The 16556-nt window shown below is 41.6% G+C and carries 16 protein-coding genes; 9 read left to right on the top strand and 7 right to left on the bottom strand.

Going from position 1 to position 16556, the window contains the following annotated elements; genetic code table 11:
• Nucleotides 1-1379 precede the first annotated feature (1379 nt).
• Nucleotides 1380-2648, top strand: coding sequence for a hypothetical protein (locus ACJJI1_RS13180; RefSeq protein WP_444956930.1), 1269 nt, complete (start codon nt 1380-1382; stop codon nt 2646-2648).
• A 15-nt stretch (nt 2649-2663) separates the two neighbouring features.
• Nucleotides 2664-3692, top strand: coding sequence for a hypothetical protein (locus ACJJI1_RS13175; RefSeq protein ID WP_444956929.1), 1029 nt, complete (start codon nt 2664-2666; stop codon nt 3690-3692).
• A gap of 457 nt (nt 3693-4149) precedes the next feature.
• Here ACJJI1_RS13175 and ACJJI1_RS13170 read toward each other — a convergent pair whose 3' ends face one another.
• From ACJJI1_RS13170 to ACJJI1_RS13155, 4 genes are all read right to left on the bottom strand, one after another.
• The gene (locus ACJJI1_RS13170) at nt 4150-4827 is read right to left on the bottom strand and encodes a DUF7822 domain-containing protein (protein WP_444956928.1); all 678 of its coding nucleotides are present in this window, start codon (nt 4825-4827) and stop codon (nt 4150-4152) included.
• A gap of 514 nt (nt 4828-5341) precedes the next feature.
• On the bottom strand, nt 5342-5608 hold the full coding sequence (locus ACJJI1_RS13165) for a hypothetical protein (protein WP_444956927.1): 267 nt from the start codon (nt 5606-5608) through the stop codon (nt 5342-5344).
• A 25-nt stretch (nt 5609-5633) separates the two neighbouring features.
• Complete coding sequence (locus ACJJI1_RS13160) at nt 5634-5861, bottom strand: hypothetical protein (protein ID WP_413664682.1); 228 nt, start codon at nt 5859-5861, stop codon at nt 5634-5636.
• A gap of 432 nt (nt 5862-6293) precedes the next feature.
• Complete coding sequence (locus ACJJI1_RS13155) at nt 6294-6791, bottom strand: SMI1/KNR4 family protein (RefSeq protein WP_444956926.1); 498 nt, start codon at nt 6789-6791, stop codon at nt 6294-6296.
• Between the two features lie 874 nt (nt 6792-7665).
• On the opposite strand from ACJJI1_RS13155, the gene csrA reads away from it, so the two are divergent.
• A complete protein-coding gene (csrA, locus tag ACJJI1_RS13150; RefSeq protein ID WP_299588813.1) occupies nt 7666-7845 on the top strand; it encodes a carbon storage regulator CsrA in 180 nt (59 codons plus the stop codon).
• Nucleotides 7846-7966: 121 nt separating this feature from the next.
• Here the strand turns inward: csrA and ACJJI1_RS13145 are convergent, their stop codons facing one another.
• Nucleotides 7967-8665 carry a helix-turn-helix transcriptional regulator gene (locus ACJJI1_RS13145; protein ID WP_444956925.1) on the bottom strand — a complete coding sequence of 233 codons (699 nt, stop codon included), beginning with the start codon at nt 8663-8665 and terminating at the stop codon, nt 7967-7969.
• A 200-nt stretch (nt 8666-8865) separates the two neighbouring features.
• Here ACJJI1_RS13145 and ACJJI1_RS13140 point away from each other — a divergent pair, with 200 nt between their 5' ends.
• The 6 genes from ACJJI1_RS13140 to ACJJI1_RS13115 all read left to right on the top strand — a co-directional run bounded on the left by ACJJI1_RS13140 (nt 8866) and on the right by ACJJI1_RS13115 (nt 13486).
• The gene (locus ACJJI1_RS13140) at nt 8866-9810 is read left to right on the top strand and encodes an alpha/beta fold hydrolase (RefSeq protein ID WP_444956924.1); all 945 of its coding nucleotides are present in this window, start codon (nt 8866-8868) and stop codon (nt 9808-9810) included.
• Nucleotides 9811-10153: 343 nt separating this feature from the next.
• Nucleotides 10154-10627: a LabA-like NYN domain-containing protein gene (locus tag ACJJI1_RS13135; protein WP_444894959.1), complete on the top strand. Its 474-nt coding sequence runs from the start codon at nt 10154-10156 to the stop codon at nt 10625-10627.
• A 177-nt stretch (nt 10628-10804) separates the two neighbouring features.
• Entirely contained in the window at nt 10805-11185 is a 381-nt protein-coding gene (locus ACJJI1_RS13130) for a hypothetical protein (protein WP_444894960.1), read from the top strand.
• 41 nt (nt 11186-11226) lie between these two features.
• The gene (locus ACJJI1_RS13125; protein WP_444894961.1) at nt 11227-11799 is read left to right on the top strand and encodes a hypothetical protein; all 573 of its coding nucleotides are present in this window, start codon (nt 11227-11229) and stop codon (nt 11797-11799) included.
• Nucleotides 11800-11819: 20 nt separating this feature from the next.
• Entirely contained in the window at nt 11820-12179 is a 360-nt protein-coding gene (locus ACJJI1_RS13120) for a hypothetical protein (RefSeq protein WP_444956923.1), read from the top strand.
• Between the two features lie 356 nt (nt 12180-12535).
• Nucleotides 12536-13486, top strand: coding sequence for a patatin-like phospholipase family protein (locus tag ACJJI1_RS13115; RefSeq protein ID WP_444956922.1), 951 nt, complete (start codon nt 12536-12538; stop codon nt 13484-13486).
• 56 nt (nt 13487-13542) lie between these two features.
• Here ACJJI1_RS13115 and ACJJI1_RS13110 read toward each other — a convergent pair whose 3' ends face one another.
• Complete coding sequence (locus ACJJI1_RS13110; RefSeq protein WP_413664673.1) at nt 13543-15489, bottom strand: aconitate hydratase; 1947 nt, start codon at nt 15487-15489, stop codon at nt 13543-13545.
• A 354-nt stretch (nt 15490-15843) separates the two neighbouring features.
• Complete coding sequence (locus tag ACJJI1_RS13105) at nt 15844-16500, bottom strand: class I SAM-dependent methyltransferase (protein ID WP_444956921.1); 657 nt, start codon at nt 16498-16500, stop codon at nt 15844-15846.
• Nucleotides 16501-16556 lie beyond the last annotated feature (56 nt).

Raw genomic sequence — 16556 nt, 5'->3', positions numbered from 1 at the left:
AAACCCATGCAGGCAGATCTTGCACCTGATCATATATAGTTCACGTATTTAGAGTAAATAAGGTAGCGTTCACGTTGCTAGGTACTTAACAAATGTGAAAAAAATAGCATTCTGAGGGAATTCTTTGTCAACCAAAAAAAATCTTGGAGCAAATTCACAAAAAAAGGAAATTGTCGATCTTTGCTAAAGTCGCCTGAAAGTTCTTAATTGAGTTGAGTGGCTTTATCATGGGTTTATTACCCATCACACCAATACCGTAGACAACTGGATAGCCCCTTTATATAAAGAGTTTTCCTCCAAAGCTGTACTAGATACAAATAAGATGCAGTCTATTTAAAATAAAGCTTAAAATACATGATAATTTTAACTATGCGAAATCATACTAGGATAGCTCTATAGTCACTAGAGTTGAGTAATACTTGAGAGAAAGAGATGCTTTTCTCTATTTAACTGGCGAATTATTGACTCAATTAATGATGATCAGCAAGAGTAAGTCACAGACCTTTCTTAGAAAGAAAATCTAAATATCGACCACTATTGCCATTACTTCTCCAGCATTTCTAAAAAGCATCCTTATGCGCTATAAATATAAAGCCCAGAAAAAATGCAAACATAATCAAACCTAGATTTTCAATCTGATGTCAACTTTCTTAGTTGAGATTGTTACATATACTGCAATAGGAAACCATCGCCTTATTGTGTTTTATATAGAAAAAGAGCTATATTAACCTATTAGCAAGTCCACCTCTGCAGGTGAAATAATTTCAAAGCCTACGGTTTGGTCTACAATATCTTCAAGAAGACTCCTCTGTTTTTCACGCAGCTTAGCTGAGCCCCTATATAATTCACCGCTTTTAATTTCATCCCCCCTAATGTAATGGAAACCTACTCATTCCATCCTCAAAGTCATCTTAGATAGAAAAGCTAGCTGTCAAAGTAAGCTCAATGACTTATTCATTCCATTAGCTATTAAGATCTATTTAGCCGATATAAAGCAATTTCTTTAACAAATGATAGTTTTACATGCAGTAGCTCGCTACATCCATCTCCTTCTAGATAGCGAATAGAATGTAAGGGGATGTGACCACCATCACAAATCACAAACACGCAAATTACAGACAATTACAACTGGTAGCTGATTAGTTGGTACAAATTAATCAACAAATACGAATAATTGAAATTCCACTCTGGCACGATTTTTACTCGCACCGAGATTCGAGATCATTTTTTCATTTCTTAGAAAAAGAAACACATATTGGAAAATATTCTACTAATGAAAATTTCGTCAAGATTACATTTACTGTATCTTTTAGGTAAATTAGACACACATTAGAGTGCCACTTAATACAATTCGTTATTACCTTGACAAGGATTAGCCAATGAACAACGTTATCGAGTCCGCAAAAAATATGGGGCTAAAACCATTCGGGCAGGCAAATAGTGGCCGCTCAATAATGGCCAACAATCAACTACATAGTTTATTGGAAGGATATAAACAACTTAGCACGGTACCTAGCAACGAAGGTTATCATGCATTAGCAATTACCAATACTGTAAACAGTTTACGCTCCGGTGCCGTGCCTGTTAATTCTTTCCTAAAAAATGGCAGCTCCACACGTAGATGCATCGTAGCCTCAGGGTTTGAAATTGAATATGAATTAATCAACTACTATGGAGGGCCTCAGACAGATGTAGTAATTGTTGATATAAAAATATCACAACAGACCTCTCAAAATGTTACAAAACCGGCACTCTGGGAAGCAAGTTTTAATTCAGAGAATAATGAGTGGGGAACTTCAGAAAACCCGACTTTTTCTTTGAAAGGGAATACAAAGATGTCTGGCACCTCATCATCACCGATTAAAATTGGAATTAATGGATATTGTAAAGACATAAATCATGCAGCAAAAATGCTCCCCTCACATATAACACGAGGAAATAAACTACAAGAAGAAAAGCTTCAAGAAACTGGATACTTTTTATTTTATACACCTCAAGGAGGTGCAATCAAAAGTGGATGGAACTGTGTCAAAAATCTAGGCAGCAATACGATTACGAAAGAAGATATGAAAGCTGCAAGAATTTTAGCCAAACATATGAAAGAAGCACACGACAGAGATTATGAAGTTGAATTAACTAGTCATCGTGGCGGTTCAAAAATTCTTACTCAAGCCATGAAACTACTAGCCCAAAGCCAGGTAGATCTGGCAGGAAAACAGAAAATATTCCTAAGTGATCATACTTCTAGCCAATATGCGGCCGATGTGGCTCGTCGGAAAATAGGTATGAACACCAAAGAAAGTAAGTGGTATAATTCTACATTAGGAATTGGTCAGCTAGTTGGGGGCAAGAGTTTAGGTGCAGCAAATCTTGCCATCTCCATTAATGAGTTATTCAAGCATACACCACGTGAACAAAGGCCGGGAAAAGTTATCTCTACAATATATGAGGGTTCAAAGTTTTACGGGGCTGTTGGCGGGGCAGTTAAACTCGCTGCAGAATTTGGCCTTACTGTGCCTTTTGCAAAAGCACTCATGTCAGCTGTTGCAGGAGTAGCTATTTCTAGTGTGCCAAGCCTTAATGAAGGCTATCATTCAGGTCCTCTCGACCCTGTAAAAAACTTGGCTAACAAAACCTTCTCAAAATAGAATATAGATATCAATATGATGCTTGGCACTGAAAAAAATCCTAAGGGACCAAATCTAAATAAATTCAGGAAGGTAATAAAGAATATCTCTGGAAGCGAACTTTCCTTTTTTGCTCCACCCCCTGATGATCCATTTTCCTCCAATGACAAATGGGAAGCAGAGCCAGATGAGTTAAAGCTTGAAGATTTAGAAGAATTTAAAGTTCTTTCATCAAGCAGATTATCTGGTGAGACTCAAGAGTGCCAGGATATACGTACTAAAAGAATTTACTCCAATCGCTGGGCCTTTAGGGGTTTACCGATTATTCAGGGGTATTGCGGCCATATTAATTGTTTAATAGATATAAACTATATTGAAGATCTTCCAATCAATGAGAGCTTGTTTAATAAAACAATTTTGGCCCAATCAGCTTACCGAAGATTTAATTTTTCTACTTTACAAGATCTTCATAGCGCAAAAAAAGACGACCTTTTTGATCTGACACAGGAAAAATGGTCTAGCCATTTAGGCCCACTAAATTGCCAATGGGTTAAACAAGGGAATAATGATTGGCTTTATTTTGAAAGCCAACCACTAATCAATACTCCCTTGACAATAAATCTCTTTACCCCAATTGGCCATAAATTTTTTATTAGCTTTCGATTTGTAGTTACACGCTCAGCCAGTGAAGTCAACTGTTCTTATGAGCTCGAAAAACGAATACCGATAACATCTTTTTTAAAGTTTTCAACTAACATTATCAATACACTTAATTTAAATCTATCCGAAAAGGACGCAGCAAACAAGAAAAAAGTTGAAACAAATCTCAACAAAGATTCAATCATTTGCGACAGGCCAATACTATCTATTACAAATCAAGAGGTTGAACATGCAAAACACGTAATGTATGAATGGAGTAAGGTGGGGAATAAAGACACAGTCATTAAAAAAGAAAATTTACGAGAAATTGATGATTTTATTGAAAATCGTATAAAACCCAGACCCCTATCTAATAGTTATCCAATTGGTGCCCCCCTATATATTCACTCTAAATCATCTGGATAATGGACTGTTTTGGTATCACGAAAAACTGGCAACTTCAAGCAATACTCATCTTGAAAGCTGATAAAATTTGATCCCAAATACTGCACACATAAAAAGTTAATTAATTTGAGGGCTAACAACTATTATGTATAGCCCTCAAGTCTTCCTAGAAGGCTATTTTATATAGCCATTACATTTTCCATTAACTCTACAGTAGGAGTACAGACCCCCAAAAAATATGAGTGTTACCACCAGTGAGTTAAATCAAAAATATAAATATATTTTATTAGTCATATTAACTTCCCGAAACACCACTAAAATTACGGCCTTGCAACATTACACATATAACCCAGGCTGCATGCTCCCATTCACTATCGATAGTAATGCTATACCAAGCTGATAAGACACATAAATACACATGCAATGACCTTTCAGGTTAGCTCAATACCAACTTAAAAACTAAAAAACTTTAATTCAATTATTCAAGAGACTCTTCAAATTCCTTTTTGCTCTCTAAATCGTAATAAAGGATATCACTCCAATACAAACCCACCGGAGGCTCACTCTCAACGTTGTCAAATTTATCATTGAACTGGAGCCCATAAAATGGACTTAAAGCAGATTCTGAATTGTTTTCTGCTGCTCTCTTTACAATATCAGCCGATACCTTTGGGTCTTCAGGAAGTGCATCAATAGCTGCTCCAGCTTCACGGCAAGCGATAATTTCAGATTCAACGTAGCCACGCAGGACTGACTCTTCAGAGTCATCCATACAGTCGAGCTCGATAGTCTCAAGCAGTAGATGCCTATCCTTATGCTCTTGAAGGAATTCTAACGTTTCATTTAGCATTGAATCCGGCAGATCCGTAATTTCTTTGCTAATAACTCGCAGAACTTCAACAAATTTCTTTAACCGCTCAAATCCTGCCTCAAAGTCACTACTAATAGCATAAAGTTGAGTTTTATCATCAGGTGAATCGTCCTCAAAGCCATCCGAGACCAATGACGCGCACAGATTGGGATTCCCGGACATTAGTACACGGTAGGTGAAGGGAATACTATATGGCCATTCAGATAAGCCTGAGATAGTCTCGGGGCGGTCTGAATAGGATTTAGGTTGATTACTAAGGCTATAAAGATAAGAACGATTTGCCATTTTGAGGCTCCCTATAAATACTGCCAACGGCACAACTTTATCGCTGTCATGCCTTTTCTGCTTAAGAAAACTAATGGATTGAAACTTCCTGGGCTAAGAAAGTCGAGAGTGAAGTTAACTATGTGTGCTTACCATCCAGTTAGTTGCTAATAACCATCGGTTCATTCGTAAATTGAGTAGATGGATAAGTTAGGTACTGACCGCCAGCGTTCTATTTCTGTTAGAACTAGACTCTACCACTACTGAGCCTGATTATGTACAAAGGGGCTTTATTTTAATGATATTTTTCAGAAATTGATTTTAATCAATTTCAGATTGGAGTTTTTCTAACTGTGCCGTAGCCAGAGCCATTCAACTTTACCCCTGTAAATAGCTCTGGTCACTCGGTAGATTATCAAACCACAACCTGCCTTAACATGAACTTTAAATTACTCACGCTATACATGTAACTATTACTTACTTTTTCTACCCTCTGTCTTCCTTCATTAAGTCTACCTTAGTTACCAGGCTCCTATTACTCGGGACACTCCCTTTCTTCCAATACCCCACCCCTCTTGATTGAGTATTCTGTATAACTTCCGGTCATTATATCGAGAATTTGTAACCAGGAATAAAACAGCGCTTTTTCAGATTTAGCAATTTCTTCTGCCAGTTCCTTTGCGGATTCCTCTGTGGGTGCAGAATCCCTAAAGCTTTTTGCACCACCATTCATTAAATGAACCCGCTCTGCAAAAATTGCGAACCGATTGATTTTTCTTCCCATAATTTTCTCCTTATCCATAAAAACAGCTTAAGCCCTTACACTCCTAAGCTGATACTTCCATCCAATTTATACTTCGCTCAACTCCTCGCATTTGCGCCAGGGTCAGCTCTAACTCCTCGCGTAGATTCATCTCTACTGATACCGAAAAGCTGCGTACGTATTTTGTATAGTTAAGGATACAGATAGCGTACATTGGCCGGTTGTTATAACCCGATCGGTAACGGCAGATCCGGATCGGCTCCCCGTCAATAGTGATACTTCTGGCTCCCATTGCTACCTCCACTCAATATACTGTACATGCATACAGTATACGGTAAGAGGTTCAGGAACTGTCAAGTCACTATTGCCGCCAGTCCAGAGCCCACTCCGCCCATATCGCCCTTCTGCACGCGAAATTACCAGTGTTATCAAGGAGTTTGGTACGAGGGTAATCACCGTTTACGCCATAGCCGCAGATATACACTTCCTGTGTATTGGCAACCCAGTCGTATAAGTGCTGGGACAAGCCATAGACTGTATAAGAAATGATCAGTGATCTATTTTTTGATTAAAAAATGATTAACAAGGCTTAAGGTGAGGGAACACCGGTGAGTAGTACATAGGCTACACCGCTCAACTCAATGCAAGGGAGAAGCAGAGGGGTTGTCGTAGAACAATGTGTATCCTGCTAGCTACCAGGAGTATTTGGGGAATACTTGGGTAGTCAGCCTTTAGGAGGGTTTTGCGGTACCTCTAAGCTCTCTAGGCTTTTAGCCAGCCAGTCTTCATACCAGTTAAGATAGCTACTAGACCAAGGCTGTGGCTCACGGTAACTCTGAGTAACCCATACTTCTCCCCTATGAGCACCGTTAATAACTAACATAAATTCAATACCACAGCCTATTTCTGCAATATCAATGGTGCCTTCTGACATCGGATATTCATCTTCGTCATCCTGGTAGTAGTGCGGAAGACCTTCTACGTTAGCACCATAAGAATGCCCAGCCCCAAAACCAATCTCAAGAAGAAAGGCCCGAAACTCCTGCGGTAAAGAAATGTTGTATTTCTTCTCGATACCGTTAACTTCTTCCTCCGAAAACCGACGGAAGTTATAGTTCCAGCGCTCTGCACCAAAGAGAGAACAATCCTTATCCAAACCACTCAGCCGTTTAAGTTGTTGTTTGATGCCCAGAAGCCGGCTTTCTATATCTTGTGTACTCATACCGTCTATATTTTAAATATTGATAAGTTTCAATACTGTCTAGATTACAACTTTTAACTCAACAGCTGAAGCACCTACTCCACACCCTGCCGCACTGTAACCTAACGAAGAGTGAGATTACTTCAATTTATGCCATTTCTTAAATCTTAATTCGCGATCATAATTACTGCGATTAGAGCCCCACAAATAAAACAGAAAATTAAAAACCACTCTTGAAATAAAGCACCTACTTGTTTACAGAAATTAAAATAGAAGTTTACGATTTATACCAGTGATTCAAGGTATTTTGATTAATTCAATCTCGACCAACTATGGCCCAACAATATTAAACTCTAATAGCAGTTAACATATTTTAAAACCGCAAATACAGCCGAAAATATAGGCGCCGAAATGATCTTATTGGAATTTATTCAGATTGTTTTCAGTAACAAAACTGCGTAAGGTAAGTGAATATTTCTCGATATTTTGTTCGCTGCTAAGCAGTGTTATTTGTGAAAAAGTCGAATTCAAAATACTGAAGAACTTTATAAATTGCCTATTCCCTCAAAGGAGAACGGTAGCGTGACATAAAAGTAAGTAAAAGTCGCTGACCCAAGGTGCTACCAACACCAGGGGCCAGCTAACCAAATTGATACACTCACTATCAAGATGGCTGTATGGATGATACGCTAGAAACCCGCTCGTCTTCAATAAAGTGGAGCACATTCAGTAACTTGAGGCAATTACTCAGGTTCTGGCAGCGTTGTGTCCGTCTTTTCTACTTTTATGCCTACCGTTCCCGTGCCCCACCCCGCATTCACTCTTCAACTTTCTTTCTAAGCTTTCCCATTGCGGAAAGGCTATCCATGGTTTGAGTATCATTAGGGAATAACATATGTTGATTTTGACTCGCCGAATTGGCCAAAACCTCAGAATTGGGGCTAATGTCTCAATCACTGTATTGAACGTTAAAGGCAATCAAGTACAAGTAGGAATAAAAGCCCCCAAATCTTTAGCAGTTCACCGCGAAGAAATTTATAACCGTATCCAGAGGGAACAGAAGATAGGCAAGTAAAATCTGTGAGCGGAAAACCTGGACCAATTATTGGGGGCAGAGTCGAGTAAGCTAAGGGGTTACACTGCCACCAATTATTGGCCTTTCGCTAGAGCGATCATACTTGCCGTCAAGAACCCAATCATCTTGAAACTTTGGGACTATCACGAATTGGAGATACGCCATCTTCGAAGACTATATGTCGTCTTCGAAATTTCTTGTCCTGAAGGTATTCCGGTTGACTAATCCGATCCATTCGAAAATGACGAAAATCATTGCGAGCAGGGTCCCAAGCTACCAGATACCATAAGGGTGGTAAGATCAACATAGCTTGCGGTTCAACAACCCGGCTAGTTACTGCTCCTTTCGCATCACGATATTGGAAGCTCAGGTATAGTCGCTGAAGGAAAGCCGTTTCAAATGTAGGCAGTAGTAAGGGCGACATCTCTCCCACATTAGATACGTCTACCTCCGGTGAAAGCTTACCGATGTACAGGCAATCCATAAACCTGCGTAAGTCACGCACCTTATCAACGGGTAAAGCCTTCTCTATTTTTGCCAGCCCGGCATCCGCAAGATCCGAAAAGGGCAAACTCCCTGCTGCACGCACGGATGCAACGCTAATAAGCAGCGCAAAAATCTCAGCGACCGAGAGCCGAGCTGTCGTTTGAACCGATTGCGGATCAAGTTGCAGGCCGCCCCCAGGGCCAGGTTCAGAACGGATAACAAAGCCCTCATCCCGCAACGAGCAGATATCACGCAGCACTGTGCGCCTGGATGCGCCAACTTCAGCGGCTAAATCGGCAATCGTCAAATTGCCCTTTCGGCGAAGGCTTCGCACTATGGCGTCTTGTCGGAGACGTACATTCATTTTACACAGATATTAATAAATGGTGACAGTTTTTGGCACCATTAGATTCTAGCCTATGCACTCACGATCCAGCAAAGGGATGTTGAAGTTGGAACAACCCTTAAGGATAGAAAGCGGAGCCTGCTGGTAAACAGCAGCTCTCAAGGCCTCCCCAAAAAAGAGGAAGTAAATTGTCTAGAATACCCGATTTCCCCACACCTACTCTTATCTCAGTGAATGGCATAGAGCTGGAGGTCTTTGAAGCGGGCCAACAGAACACAGGAAACCCCGTTGTGCTTTGTCACGGATGGCCGGAACATGCCTTTTCCTGGCGCCACCAAATACCCGCTCTCGCCGCAGCGGGCTACCACGTTATCGTTCCCAATCAGCGAGGCTATGGCAACTCATCCTGCCCAACGGAAGTAACCAGCTATGACATCGAACAATTAACCGACGATCTAGCTGCACTTCTGGATCACTACGGATACCAAGATGCCACCTTCATCGGTCATGATTGGGGTGCAATGGTCGTTTGGGGAATAGCGCTATTACACCCAAACCGCGTAAATAAAATTATAAACCTCGCACTGCCCTATCAAGCCCGAACAGAAAAACCTTGGATCGAGTTTATGGAGGAATTCCTTGGGAGCGATTATTATTTTGTGCACTTCAACAGGCAGCCAGGTGTTGCGGACGCAGTGTTGGACAAGAACGCTTCCCAGTTCCTTCGTAATTTGCTCCGCAAAGACGTACCTCCTACCCCGCCGGAGCCTGGTATGGTAATGATCAATCTCGCGAGAGCAGTATCACCGCTTGGTGCCCCCTTGCTGAATGATAGTGAACTGGCTGTATTCTTTTCCGCATTTGAAAAAACGGGTTTTACAAGTAGCATAAATTGGTATAGAAACCTGGATCGCAATTGGCATATCTTGGCAGATGTAGACCCAGTTATCCAAAAGCCGACCCTCATGATTTACGGCGATCATGATTTGATACCTAGGTCTCCAGATATCAAAGATTTCGTTCCCAATGTAGATGAGGTGAACCTTAATTGCGGCCATTGGATTCAACAGGAAAGACCGGAAGAAACCAATCAAGTGATTTTAAACTGGCTGGAACAACAATCCGCTACTTAGTATCCATTTCTCTAGAAAATTCCCTTTCTGATTATCCACACAGAATCCCGCAAAGAAGGCGTTCACGGTAGGATACCCACTGTAAAGTGGCCATCTGGGGATAGCATGTGCATATAAGCGAGACATGCTACTTCATAAGGCCACTGCTCAACACTATATATCTCGATACAACTCATCAGATACTGATAAATTGGCTTTGCTGCCGAGATGTTCCTCACCGCTAAATTTGGCTGACAATCATCGCTTAAGTATGTAAAACTAGTGGCTTAATGCATCCACCCTGGTGCAGGCAGATCATAACTTCACTGTCAATTTCAGAATTTTATAATAACTGGATTCCCAAATGGAAAAGGTTGCCATATTTGTTGATGTGCAAAATGTTTATTACACATGTCGACAAATCTATAAACGAAACTTTGATTACAACAAGTTTTGGCGGGAGGTGACAGGGGGTAAAAAAGTTGTTAAAGCCATAGCTTACGCCATCGACCGTGGTGATAGAAAACAGTATGAATTTCAAAACATCTTAAGGTCGATTGGTTTCGAAGTGAAATTAAAGCCCTTCACCCAAAGATCCGACGGCTCAGCCAAGGGCGACTGGGATGTGGGCATAACTATTGATGCTATGGAATATTCAAGCTCGGTAGATACAGTGATTTTAGTGTCAGGAGATGGCGACTTTGACATTCTTGCCCACAAGCTCAGGTTAGATAGAGGCAAGAAAGTTGAAGTATATGGTGTTCCGGAATTGACGGCTGGAGCATTAATTAATGCGGCGAGCAAATTCACTCCAATTGAAGATAGGTTATTGCTGTAATAACAGCCAAGGCTACTAACTGGTGTTCAGTGGCCTTAAAGAAATTTCGCTCAAAATAACCATCTAGTCACTTATGTGATTTTAGAACAAATACCTATGCTATTAGTCAACAGACAAGTCTATTATTGGCTTTTATACTATCTAATAACACCTTAGTAAGGCTCAAGGCGTCAACAAATGAAGAACTCATTAGTTATAATTTTGACCCTATTCTCTATGGCTTCTATAGCAAGAGGGGATGTAAATAATTGCCCTAAATTAAATCTCAACATTCCTGAATCTAAAGCCAACCCAGTAATAAAGGTCGCACCACTGCGTCCGATAGGCACTAACAGGAACTTACCCGTATGCGTAGTCGTGTCCTTTAGACTGGTAGAGAAACCGACGTCTGAAGGTGGAGGTCTTGTTCCTGGGGAAATAAAGATCGAAGGTTCATCTGATAAAGCATGGGATACCCCCGTTAAAGTCGCCGTATCAAGATGGCTTTACCTTTCAGAAGGTATCGACTATCGTGGGCGTCAGTATGTGATCTATAAGATTCCCTCACAATCCCCATAGTCAAAAACTAGAAAAGCTAAATGGTACCGTTTAGAGATTTTATGCGTATATTGGTACTCTTGATTACATTTATCCCCGCAGCAGTTTTTGCAGGAGGTATAAATTGTACTAGCGACGGAGACTCAGATCGCTATAAAAATCAGCTCAAAAAATTCAATGCTCAGCTACTATGCGGCCTAAGTCCTGAGTATGTTGCAGGATTTCGTATTGTTTTTGCTCCATCATTCGGACAAGCCAAGATAACAACGGTTTACCAACGCCATGACGGGACACTAGATGTAAATGGTAAATATCCTCTATCGTTATCTCAGTACATGGACATGGTTTCCCAATTTAAGGATCTCAACCTCTTTGAATTAGAAAGTTATGATAGATTAATTGATTTGTACTGTGCCAAGCCTCCAAAATTATCAACGAAAATAGATTCCTCCGAACCTAATAAATGCCCTTTGGGGTTCGATGGGGAGACCGTTTATATTGAGGCTGCCTATGGAGGCCAAAAAAGGACCGTTCAGCGCTGGAATGGACTAAGTGTTGCTCCCGATGTGGAAAGGGACTTTAGTAAAACTGCAAATTTTCTCCTAAATATACTTGACTCTGAAATTAAGGAATAATTTATTTTTATATATACTCAATGAGAACACTCAAGATTCTATTATTTTACTTTAGGGAGTGGAAAGGATTTAGCCTAATAATTCTCCTTCTATTACTGGTGTTACTTCATGTTATTAACCTGGCCAGTAACACCGAGAAGGTTGTAAAGCAAAATGGTACAATCAAATCAAAATTTTATATTGGTCGCTCCAATGCCGCTCACATACCAAAATACCAATATCAAGTAGAGCTGAAGAATCGCAAGGTGATTGATGTGGGCAGCGATATGAACCTACACCCAGGTGATACGGTTTGTATTGCAAGCATCACTTATAAAAATAGCGTAAGAGTCGCCAAATATACCATAGAGACTTCAAACGGCTGCACCGGTGCACAGTAATCGGCGTTGCGTAAGAATCTACTTTTATGTTCCGACTAACTCCACGAGACTCTAGCCGTTGAGCTTTAGGCGTCAGCTCAGAGACCCGCTAATTCCCATGCCTATCAATCCTTATATTAGTTTCTTTACCTTAACCGTATTAATAAACTCAGCATGGTGATAGGTGCGCCTAACTTATTGATATTATATGCTTTTTTATTGGTATTCAGGGTATATGAAGTATTACCCCTGTTACCAAATGCTATGTTTCTAGGGTCGCGTACAATCTACGGAGCCAGAGGGCATCGGCAATGGCTATCAGAATCCTTTCTATCGATGGTGGAGGAATCCGGGGAATCTTGCCTGGCCAGATACTGGTGTCCCTTGAGCACAAGCTAAAGGTGAAATCAGGCAATCCTGACGCCAGGATAGGCGAGTACTTCGACCTGGTGGCCGGAACAAGTACCGGTGCAATATTAGGTGCCGCCTACATCTGCCCTAACAAGCAAGGAAAACCAAAATTTTCTGCCCAGGATGCTGTCAGCCTCTACCTTAAGGAAGGCGAGAAGGTATTTGGCTCAGGCTCATGGCCTTTTCTAGAAAAGTTAAAGTTATTGAAGGAGGAAAAGTACTGTTCCATGGAGTTGGACAGGGTTTTATCGCAATTCTTTGGGAAAATGAAACTTAGTAATCTATTAAAGCCCTGCTGCTTTGTTTCCTATGATATCAAAAAGCGGGAACAAGTCATTTTTAGGCAACATTGTGCCATAGTAAAGAATGAAGACTTTCTGGTTAAAGACCTTCTACTGGGAAGCACCGCGGTACCAACCTATTTTGAGCCAGCACGCATCTTTTCACTACCTCCATCCAACAATAAATATGTCTTAATTGATGGCGGCATGGTAGCCAGTGATCCTGCTTTATGCGCCTACTCCGAAGCCATCAAATTCAGCGGGGTCTCTGGGATGAAGGATATGGTTATTGTATCTCTGGGTACTGGCAGGCAACTTTCAGGATACAAATACAAGGAGGTTAAAGATTGGGGGATACTCAATTGGGCAAGGCCCGCCATTGATATCGCCGTAAATGGAAGCGCGCAAATGGTTCATTACTATATGAAGCAAATTTCTTCTACCGTAGAGAATTCAAATTACTACCGGATACAACCAAAGCTTTACGCTGCTGACTCATCTATGGACAATGCGACACCAGAAAACCTGAAGAAGTTAAAAAAAGCGGGAGAAAGGAATGCAGAGTATTTTGATAAAGAGCTGGAAGAAATAGCTACTATATTAGTCAACAACCAAGGAAGCCATAGGTATCAGTAATGCTACCGATCGGGACCAGCGTTGACTTTATCAAATTACAGCTATAGAAATTCATACTACTTATTAGAGCTTAGGTATTTTTCTCTTACCTGATTAATCATACCTCCTGCTTCCAACACTTCAATTTCGTCCTTAGCCAAATCACTCCGCAAGTTAATACATTCTCCTGATGATTTAATTATTAACTTAATTGAACTGCTTGACTTTATCTGTGCAATTGGATTGTCAATTTCAAGAGCTACCCCCTGTTGAAGAAGATTGTAATCATCAAAATTCTCAAATAGCAATGGCAGCACACCGAAGTTAATAAGATTACGCCGGTGTATACGGGCCATACTTTTTGCAATTATGCACCTCACCCCAAGAAAACGTGAAGATACCGCCGCATGCTCACGGCTGGAGCCTTGTCCATAATTTTCACCACCGACAACAAAACAGTCTCCATTGAGCTTCACTGCCCGATCATAGAATGATTCATCGATTCGTGAGAATGTATAGCGGCTGATGGCGGGGATATTTGAGCGCAGCGGTAAGATTTCTGCTCCAGCAGGTAATATTTCATCAGTGGAAACATTATCCCCTGCTTTCAGCAATAATGGGCCAGTTAAAACTTCCGGTAGCTTTTCGAAATCAGGAAGGGGCTTGATATTTGGCCCTTTGATCAACTCAACTGCTACTGGGATTTCTTGAGGTGGCTGCAATAACGGACGTATATCAGGTAGATATTCCGGCTCATGGAAGCTGGGGTAATCCATATCCAGGTCACGAGGGTCAGTGATCACCCCTCTTAACGCACTGGCAGTGGCCACTTCGGGGCTGCATAAATAGACTTGGTCGTCTGCGGTGCCTGAGCGGCCACGGAAGTTACGTGGGACCGTGCGCAAGCTGATACCGCCACTGGCGGGAGCCTGCCCCATGCCGATACAGCCACCGCACCCAGTTTGATGCAAGCGAGCTCCCGCTTGTAGCAATTTTGTCAGATCTCCACTCCGACTGAGCTCTTCGAGTAACTGACGTGAGGTTGGATTGATGTCAAAGGAAACGTCATCGGCTATTCGGCGACCTGAAACCATGCGCGCAGGTATCGCAAAGTCTCTCAACCCTGGGTTGGCAGAAGAGCCAATATAGCTCTGATAGATAGGACGGCCCTCCACTTCACGGACCGTCACAACTTTGTCTGGGCTTGATGGACAAGCAATTAGCGGCTCGAGATTTGATAAATCGATAGTATCTTCTTCGTCATAACCAGCACCTTCATCGGCCTTCATTTCGACAAAGTCGTTTTCACGATGCTGCTGCTTTAGGAAAGCCCTTACTGCTTCATCGGCAGGAAAGACGCTGGTGGTAGCGCCCATTTCCTGCCCCATATTGGCAATCACATGACGATCCATCGCTGTCAATTTATCCAGGCCGGGGCCGTAATATTCAACAATCTTGTTAACACAGCCCTTAACAGACTGCCGACGTAACATTTCCAGAATGATATTCTTAGCGCTAATCCATGGCGGCAGCTCACCTTCGAGCTTCACACCGAGTATTTTGGGCATTTTCAGTGCAAAAGGGACGCCTGCGATGGCCATTGCTACCTGTAGGCCACCGGCTCCAATCGCCAGCATCCCCATAGAACCCGCTGCACAAGTATGGCTATCGGCGCCAAGTAATGTCTTACCAGGAACATCGAAACAAGCCATCTGTACTGGATGGCTGACACCATTACCGGGCCGCGAAAACCAAATTCCAAATTTACGACAGGCACTTTGCAGGAATATATGATCGTCGGCGTTTTTAAAATCCGTCTGTAACAGGTTATGGTCTACATATTGTGCTGAAAGCTCAGTCTTGATTTGAGACAAACCAAGTGCCTCAAGCTCCAACATAATAAGTGTTCCCGTCCCATCCTGAGCTAGCGTCTGATCGATCTTTATCTCTATTGGGCTGCCAGGCTCCATTGATCCACTCACGAGGTGGCTTTGGATAAGTTTCTGCGCAAGATTCATAGGCATAAAGGGATACCCGGTGAGTGAGCTGGAGCTTTCTAGTATTGATGTAACTAGATCTTGATCATTGTAGCTCTAGCTTCCTCGGCTGAAGCACCGTTATAGCTGCAGGACTATGTAAGCGCCAAGGCTATACCCCCGGACTCTTAGTAGCTCTAACATACGCTAGAGCTACCTGAACCGTTTACTTCCGCAGTTTTGTAATCTCTGACAAATGACTGAGTATATGCAGCTACATACGATCGATAGGAGAGTCATCACTAGAATATAGGGAGTTAATTCAATCCAGAACTTCTATTTAATCAGTCAAAATAAAAAGTGTTCTTTGGAAAGACACAATTTTCAAAGATTGGCTATTGCTTATGGATTCAGCTCACACACAATTATATTAATTTTCTTCTCCACAAGCTGCCCTATATTACTTTCTCCATACTCACTATGCTTCCCGCGGGATACAACTTTAAATCCAGCGTCAGATAATTGGGCACAAATATCACTTTCATCAAACAGCCTGAATCCATATTGAGTGAACGGTAGATTTTGCATAAAAGATTTATCGCCAAAAGCCAGGCATAACTTTCCTTTAGGTGCTAGTACTCTGGAGATCTCTGCAAGATGAGTTTTTAGGGTGTCCCAAAAATATATTGTGTGTACGGCTAGAACCTTATCGAACTGTTTATCGGCAAACGGCAGGCTTTCTGAGCTACCAACTAAAAAATCCATTTGCCCCGACTCTATATATTCAAAATTTAGACCCTTTGCGGTTGCAACCATATCGCTCGACCAATCAATGCCGGTATAGCGGACACAAGATCCCTTACGAATTACGTCGACTGCAAATTTGCCATTGCCCGGACCAATTTCTAGAACAGAATCACCATCTACCACATTGAGAGCTGTTAAAGCGGCAAGATTCGTTGCTTCATTCGCTTTGTTCATTTGCTGCGCGGTTTCTGAAGCCAATGTACCAGATGGTTTTCTAAGCTGCTCAGCAACGAGCTTTGGATCTTTTGACATTACTATTCCTTCAGCGTCAAAAAATAGAGTACTAACCAGATAATTTATTCCTTAAA

This window comes from Microbulbifer maximicatervae (SeqCode) (assembly GCF_052467065.1).
This window is presented reverse-complemented; position numbering and strand designations above follow the sequence as displayed.